A 6298-nucleotide genomic window follows, 5' to 3' on the forward strand; every position below is an offset into this window, starting at 1 on the left:
TAATACCAACACTTTTAAAATTTTGCGCTAAAATAACAGATTTTCCCGTGATTTTATTTTTTTCGGATCAATCTTTACGGCGGCAACAATTTCGGGGATCTTATTTATGGTTGATATCAGGTTGTCAAGGTCATTATCATCAATATAATTCCTGATCATTAAAAAATAATCGGCGCTCTTAATTTCGGGCACTAAATAGCCCTCAGAGCCTTTATTCGCAATAAAATAAAAATCAGTCTCGGTAGTTTCCCAGCTATAATGGTATTTTGAAAATAAAACAGGTTCGCTTCCCTGATGAATATCAACAGCCAAATCCTCCGTTTTAATAAAATTAAAATTTAAAAACTTATTGATAAGATAACATGCACGGTAATCTTTTAATGAAGTTGTTACCGCAATCAGTACAAAATCAAAATCGATCTCAAACTTTAAAAATTTCCTGTTCAAAATCATTACTTTTACACCGTCAAAAATACAAATCGAAACCGTTCGAATAAAATTTTGTTATCGAATTATATTGTAAAAGTTTTAGATTTGATTATTGACAGAATTTATTTTTCTTTGCACTGAATTTTTATTAATCATTAAACTATAAAGACTATGTCTGATATCGCTTCAAGAGTAAAAGCTATTATCGTAGAAAAACTGGGTGTTGACGAAAGTGAAGTTACACCAGAAGCGAGTTTCACCAATGACCTTGGTGCCGACTCGTTAGACACCGTGGAATTGATCATGGAGTTTGAAAAAGAATTTAACGTGGCTATTCCTGACGATCAGGCTGAAACTATCGGTACTGTAGGTCAGGCTGTTGCTTACCTTGAAAAAAACGTTAAATAAGACTCCCTAACTGGATTAAATGGAGTTCAAAAGAGTTGTAGTAACCGGGCTTGGAGCACTTACTCCAATTGGTAATACCGTTTCTGAATATTGGAATGGTTTGATCAATGGGGTAAGTGGCGCTGCCTTTATCAAAAGTTTTGATACCACACATTTCAAAACTAAGTTCGCATGCGAAGTGAAGGGCTTTGATGCGGATGGTTTTTTGGGTCGTAAAGATGCCCGTAAATTAGATCCGTTTGTTCAATACGCGCTTTTCTCAACAGAAGAAGCTGTAAAAGATGCCGGATTGGATTTTAGCAAATTAGATACCAGCCGCATCGGGGTTATCTGGGGGTCAGGTATTGGCGGTTTAAAAACGTTTTTGGATGAAGTTGTAAACTTTGCCAAAGGCGATGGAACACCACGTTTCAACCCCTTCTTTATCCCTAAAATGATTGCTGATATTGCCCCCGGCCATATTTCTATCAAATACGGATTGCGCGGGCCAAATTTTTCAACTGTTTCAGCCTGTGCATCATCAAATAATTCGCTTATTGATTCATTCAACTATATCCGTTTGGGTAAAGCTAATATGTTTATAAGCGGAGGTTCTGAAGCCATTATCAACGAAGCAGGTATCGGCGGTTTTAACGCCATGCACGCCTTATCAACCCGTAACGACGATCCGGCAACGGCATCGCGTCCGTTTGATCTGGACAGAGACGGTTTTGTAGCCGGCGAAGGCGCAGGTACCATAATTTTAGAAGAACTGGAGCATGCAAAGGCCCGTGGCGCTAAAATTTATGCCGAAATGATAGGTGGCGGCATGAGTGCTGATGCCTACCATATGACAGCGCCACATCCGGATGGGCTTGGCGCAGCACTGGTTATGCGTGCAGCCCTTGAAGATGCTAACCTTACTCCTGCAGATATTGACTATGTAAATGTTCACGGAACATCAACACCTATTGGCGATCCGCAGGAAATTAAGGCTATACAAGATGTTTTTGGCGATGATATTTATCGTATAAATATCAGCTCAACCAAATCAATGACAGGCCACTTACTTGGCGCTGCCGGTGCAGTTGAAGCTATTGCCTCTATACTGGCTTTAAAGAATGGTATAATACCCCCTACTATTAACCATTTTGCCGACGATCCTTCTTTTGATCCTAAAATTAATTTCACCTTTAATAAAGCACAGCACCGTGAAATTAATATAGTTCAAAGCAATGGGTTTGGTTTCGGGGGCCATAATGCTTCTGTTATATTTAAGAAATACGAAGATTAATTGTGGTTTAATGCCTATAAGTCGGTTTTACAAGCTTTATATATCGCCCAATAGAAAATACGTTAAGGTTTTAAATAATTTGCTCGGTTTTGTGCCGGGCAATTTGTCGTTATACCGTTTGGCATTCCGGCATAAATCCGTAGCTCAAAACGTAAAAAAGGGTGTAAAGAACAGTAACGAGCGTCTGGAGTTTTTGGGCGATGCCGTGCTGGGCAGCGTTGTTGCAGAAGTACTTTTTAAACTTTACCCTTATGAAGATGAGGGCTTTTTAACAGAGCTGCGCTCAAAAATTGTGAGCCGTAATAACCTTAACCAGCTTGGCCGCAAGCTGGGCTTTGATAAACTAATTGAGTATGATAACCGCATGCTAAACTCCAGCAGGCAGGGATCGTTACTTGGCGATGCTTTTGAAGCGTTAATTGGTGCTGTTTATTTGGATAAGGGCTATGATTTCACCAAGCGCTTCCTGATAAACCACATCATCAAATCGCATATTGATATTCATAAACTGGAGCAAACCGAAACTAACTTTAAAAGTAAATTAATTGAATGGTGCCAGCGCCATGGCCGCGATATTACTTTTGAACTGGTAACCAACCAGGAAGGCGAAAACGCCAAACTTTTTACGGTGCAAGCACTTGTTGATGGCGACGTGATGGGATCTGGCAAAGAATTTAGTAAAAAGAACGCCGAAAAGCTTGCCGCCGAAAAAGCCTGCGAAGCCTTGAGCATCTAAAAAACAACCTATTTGTTAATGTTTTCCTGGTGAGGACAGCTTTGTTGAATCGGATTTGATGAATGTTGGCGAATTAAGCAGCTCCAATTTATCTTTCTCGCTACTATTATTGTAGTATTCAAATGATTTCTGGGTGTGTTTTATCAGGTCGTAATCATTCCAGCCCTTCAGGTCATCAAATGTTGGCGTATAATAATTCATGAACCGCTGCGCCAGTGTATCCGATTGCAATTTGGTAATTTGCCTCACAAAAGCAATATTATATCGCCGGTTAATTTCTGCCTGTTCCACTTCGCCTTTTGAAAACTGGGCAAAACGCTTTGCCCGGTTAGGGGTTTTGCCAAAAAGCTCATAGATACCTGTCAAGGGATTAGTTATAAACGAAGTTACCGGGGGCTTGCCATTGTAAAATGTACCCTGTTTACGATAATCGCTCATAATTTCATTCACCTCCTGCCGTTTGGTTTGGCCGGTAATTTTAACCTCGTTCAAAACAATCTGAGGTTGCATATACACCGGCATATCGCTGTTATTCAACACCTCTATTTTTTGCGGAGTATATTTCTCTTTCGAAAAAAGCAGTGTATCGCCTGCAGATGCCTTTATCGTGAACCAACCCAGATCATCGCTCATGATCAAAGTATTGGTTTTTAAATTTTTAATCATTACCTGCCCCACACGTTCGGGTGTGTTCTTTTTAGAGGTAACACCCTTAAGGGTAAATTCCTGGGCTGATGCATTTAAAACAAAGCAAAAGCAAACGAGTAACTGCAGGGAAAAACGAATACGCATTAATACTATTGTAAACGCAAAGATAGCCAGAGTATTTTAAACTAAATGTGAAAAAGTGTTAAACGGTTGGAAGTCGGGAAAGTCCGAAAGTCAGTAAAGTCCGAAAGATTATCGCAATTATAGTTTAAATTCCACCCGCCTGCGAATTGTTTAACTGCCGCCTTTACCAACTTACTGACTTTCGGACTTTCTGACTTTTCAGACTTTTCAGACTTTCCGACTAAAACCCTATCTTTGCGCATGATAAAATCCATGACAGGGTATGGAATTGCCAGTTTTGATTCGGGTAATACAAAATATACCGTTGAGATAAAATCCCTGAACAGCAAGTTTCTTGAACTTTCACTCCGTTTGCCCAAAATATTTTCAGAAAAAGAATTTCAGCTGCGTAATGATTGCAGCAAAATGATAGAGCGCGGCAAAGTAAACCTATCTATTAATGTTGAGCAGGTAAATGCTTCTGTTAAAGCAGCTGGTATTGATAAGGTTTTGTTAAAACACTATTATCAGCAGCTTAAAGATGTAAGCCAGGAACTTAACGAGCCAACTTCAAATCTGTTACAGCTTGCTTTGGGCCTGCCCGAAGTTGTAAAATATGATGAAGAAACAGTATCAGAAGATGAATGGAAACTGGTAGAAAAAACATTTCAGCAGGCCCTGGCCGCTTTCCAGCAATTTAGGGCCGATGAGGGAAATGTATTGGAGAATGATGTAAAGTATCGTATCAATATCATTCTTAAAAACCTGGAGCTTGTTGAGTTAGAGGATCCAAAACGCATTCCGCTGATCCGCGAAAGGCTAAACACATTTTTAGCCGAGGCTGCCAGCCGCGAAGCGATTGACCAAAACCGTTTTGAGCAGGAGCTGATCTATTACATTGATAAGCTGGACATTACCGAAGAAAAAATACGGCTTAAAACCCATTGCGAATACTTCATCGAAACACTTAAAAATGCCGATGCCAATGGCAAAAAGCTGGGTTTCATCTCTCAGGAAATAGGCAGAGAGATTAACACACTTGGCTCAAAAGCCAATGATGCCAATATCCAGAAACTGGTTGTAGGCATGAAAGAAGAATTGGAAAAGATTAAAGAACAACTGTTAAACGTATTATAGTTTATTGGTTCACTGGTTCATTAGTTCATTAGTAGCAAGCTGGTGACTATGCACCACCAAACACCAATGAACTAATGAACTAATAAACTAATGACCCAAGAAGGTAAACTCATCATATTTTCGGCCCCATCCGGTGCAGGTAAAACTACTATAGTACATCATTTGCTCAGCATAATTCCCCAACTGGAGTTTTCTATTTCGGCAACTACACGCCCGGCACGCGGCGATGAAGAAGATGGTAAAGATTATTACTTTATTAGCCTGGCAGAGTTTACACACCGTATTGCCAAAAAGCAATTTGTTGAATTTGAAGAAGTTTACACAGCCACGTTTTATGGCACCCTGCGTGCCGAAATTGAACGCATCTGGGCAAAAGGCAAAACTGTTATTTTTGATATAGACGTTGAAGGCGGCCTTCACCTTAAACGTAAATATGACGGGCAGGCACTTGCCATATTTGTGCAACCCCCATCATTAGAGGTTTTGATAGAGCGATTAACGAGCCGCGGCACCGATAGTGAAGAAAAACTGCGCGAACGCTTTGCAAAAGCCGAAAAAGAACTAAAATACGCCCCTCTATTTGATATTATACTCAAAAATTACGATCTTGAAACGGCTTGCAAAGAAGCTGAGATATTAGTTAAAGATTTTATTAGCCCCCCGGCCCCCTAAAGGGGGAGGTAGTAAAGTTTATTTAGTCAGGGTTTACATATCATAAAAATCATAATTTATTCATTCCTTCCTTTTGGGGGGATAGGGGCAAACTGAGATGAAGATAGGCTTACTGTTCGGTTCATTTAATCCCATACATATAGGGCATCTTATCATTGCCAATTACATGGCCAACCATACAACCTTAGACAAGGTTTGGCTGGTGGTATCGCCGCAAAATCCGCTAAAAAAATATGGCGACCTGATTAACACTTACGACAGGTTGGAGATGGCCCGCCTGGCTACTGATAATGCTACCAATATTACTGTAAGCGATGTAGAATTGAGACTGCCGCAGCCATCATATACAATTGATACGCTAACCCACCTAAAAGAAAAATATCCTGAGCATGAGTTTGCCCTCATCATGGGATCCGACAACCTGGGCACCCTGCACAAGTGGAAAAATTATAAGCTCATCCTGCGCGATTACCGCATCTTTGTTTACCCTCGTCCCGGCTATGAAAACGCCGAGCTTGCCAATCACCCATCCGTCACCATAACCATGACCCCGCTCATGGAGCTATCCGCTACCTTCATCCGCAAATCCATCGCCGAAAAAAAGAACGTTCAATATTTTGTACCAGACCCGGTTTTGAAATTTATTGAGAGCAAGAGTTTGTATAAGTAGGGTAAAGGCGAAAGGTTAAGGGTAAAAGGCTTTCCTTAAACTTCACCAATCGCTATTATTGTATAGGAAGGCCAACTTAACATAATGTCCTTTCACCTTTCACCTTTCACCTTTCACCTTTCACCTTTCACCTTTCACCTTTCACCTTTCACCTTTCACCTTTCACCTTTCACCTTTCACCTTTCACCTTTCACCTTTCACC

Annotated in this window: 8 protein-coding genes; 6 read left to right on the forward strand and 2 right to left on the reverse strand. The window is 40.5% G+C overall.

The window, feature by feature from the left end; genetic code table 11:
* Positions 1-27: 27 nt before the first annotated feature.
* Positions 28-447: an IPExxxVDY family protein gene (locus tag AC1DQW_RS24780; protein ID WP_477456503.1), complete on the reverse strand. Its 420-nt coding sequence runs from the start codon at positions 445-447 to the stop codon at positions 28-30.
* Positions 448-600: 153 nt separating this feature from the next.
* On the opposite strand from AC1DQW_RS24780, the gene AC1DQW_RS24785 reads away from it, so the two are divergent.
* Genes AC1DQW_RS24785 through rnc form a run of 3 tightly spaced genes read left to right on the forward strand, consistent with a single transcriptional unit; the run spans position 601 to position 2846 of the window.
* On the forward strand, positions 601-837 hold the full coding sequence (locus tag AC1DQW_RS24785; protein WP_031266521.1) for an acyl carrier protein: 237 nt from the start codon (positions 601-603) through the stop codon (positions 835-837).
* Between the two features lie 19 nt (positions 838-856).
* On the forward strand, positions 857-2110 hold the full coding sequence (gene fabF, locus AC1DQW_RS24790; protein ID WP_477401986.1) for a beta-ketoacyl-ACP synthase II: 1254 nt from the start codon (positions 857-859) through the stop codon (positions 2108-2110).
* A gap of 10 nt (positions 2111-2120) precedes the next feature.
* Entirely contained in the window at positions 2121-2846 is a 726-nt protein-coding gene (rnc, locus tag AC1DQW_RS24795; protein ID WP_477401985.1) for a ribonuclease III, read from the forward strand.
* Positions 2847-2861: 15 nt separating this feature from the next.
* On the opposite strand, the gene AC1DQW_RS24800 is transcribed toward rnc, so the two are convergent.
* Entirely contained in the window at positions 2862-3638 is a 777-nt protein-coding gene (locus tag AC1DQW_RS24800) for a hypothetical protein (RefSeq protein ID WP_477456504.1), read from the reverse strand.
* A gap of 240 nt (positions 3639-3878) precedes the next feature.
* Between AC1DQW_RS24800 and AC1DQW_RS24805 the strand changes: the two genes are divergently transcribed.
* The 3 genes from AC1DQW_RS24805 (at position 3879) to nadD (ending at position 6096) form a co-directional block, all read left to right on the forward strand.
* Entirely contained in the window at positions 3879-4754 is an 876-nt protein-coding gene (locus AC1DQW_RS24805; RefSeq protein ID WP_477417143.1) for a YicC/YloC family endoribonuclease, read from the forward strand.
* A 90-nt stretch (positions 4755-4844) separates the two neighbouring features.
* Complete coding sequence (gmk, locus tag AC1DQW_RS24810; protein ID WP_477456505.1) at positions 4845-5426, forward strand: guanylate kinase; 582 nt, start codon at positions 4845-4847, stop codon at positions 5424-5426.
* Between the two features lie 97 nt (positions 5427-5523).
* Entirely contained in the window at positions 5524-6096 is a 573-nt protein-coding gene (gene nadD / locus AC1DQW_RS24815; RefSeq protein WP_477401981.1) for a nicotinate (nicotinamide) nucleotide adenylyltransferase, read from the forward strand.
* The last annotated feature ends 202 nt before the right edge of the window (positions 6097-6298 follow it).

It is taken from the genome of Mucilaginibacter sp. P5_A4, from assembly GCF_056400605.1.

Bases quoted from the DNA above. Each gene is read 5' to 3' on its own strand.
- gmk (WP_477456505.1), top strand. From the start codon at position 4,845: ATGACCCAAGAAGGTAAACTCATCATATTTTCGGCCCCATCCGGTGCA.
- rnc (WP_477401985.1), top strand. From the start codon at position 2,121: ATGCCTATAAGTCGGTTTTACAAGCTTTATATATCGCCCAATAGAAAA.
- AC1DQW_RS24785 (WP_031266521.1), top strand. From the start codon at position 601: ATGTCTGATATCGCTTCAAGAGTAAAAGCTATTATCGTAGAAAAACTG.
- nadD (WP_477401981.1), top strand. From the start codon at position 5,524: ATGAAGATAGGCTTACTGTTCGGTTCATTTAATCCCATACATATAGGG.
- fabF (WP_477401986.1), top strand. From the start codon at position 857: ATGGAGTTCAAAAGAGTTGTAGTAACCGGGCTTGGAGCACTTACTCCA.
- AC1DQW_RS24805 (WP_477417143.1), top strand. From the start codon at position 3,879: ATGATAAAATCCATGACAGGGTATGGAATTGCCAGTTTTGATTCGGGT.
- AC1DQW_RS24800 (WP_477456504.1), bottom strand. From the start codon at position 3,638: ATGCGTATTCGTTTTTCCCTGCAGTTACTCGTTTGCTTTTGCTTTGTT.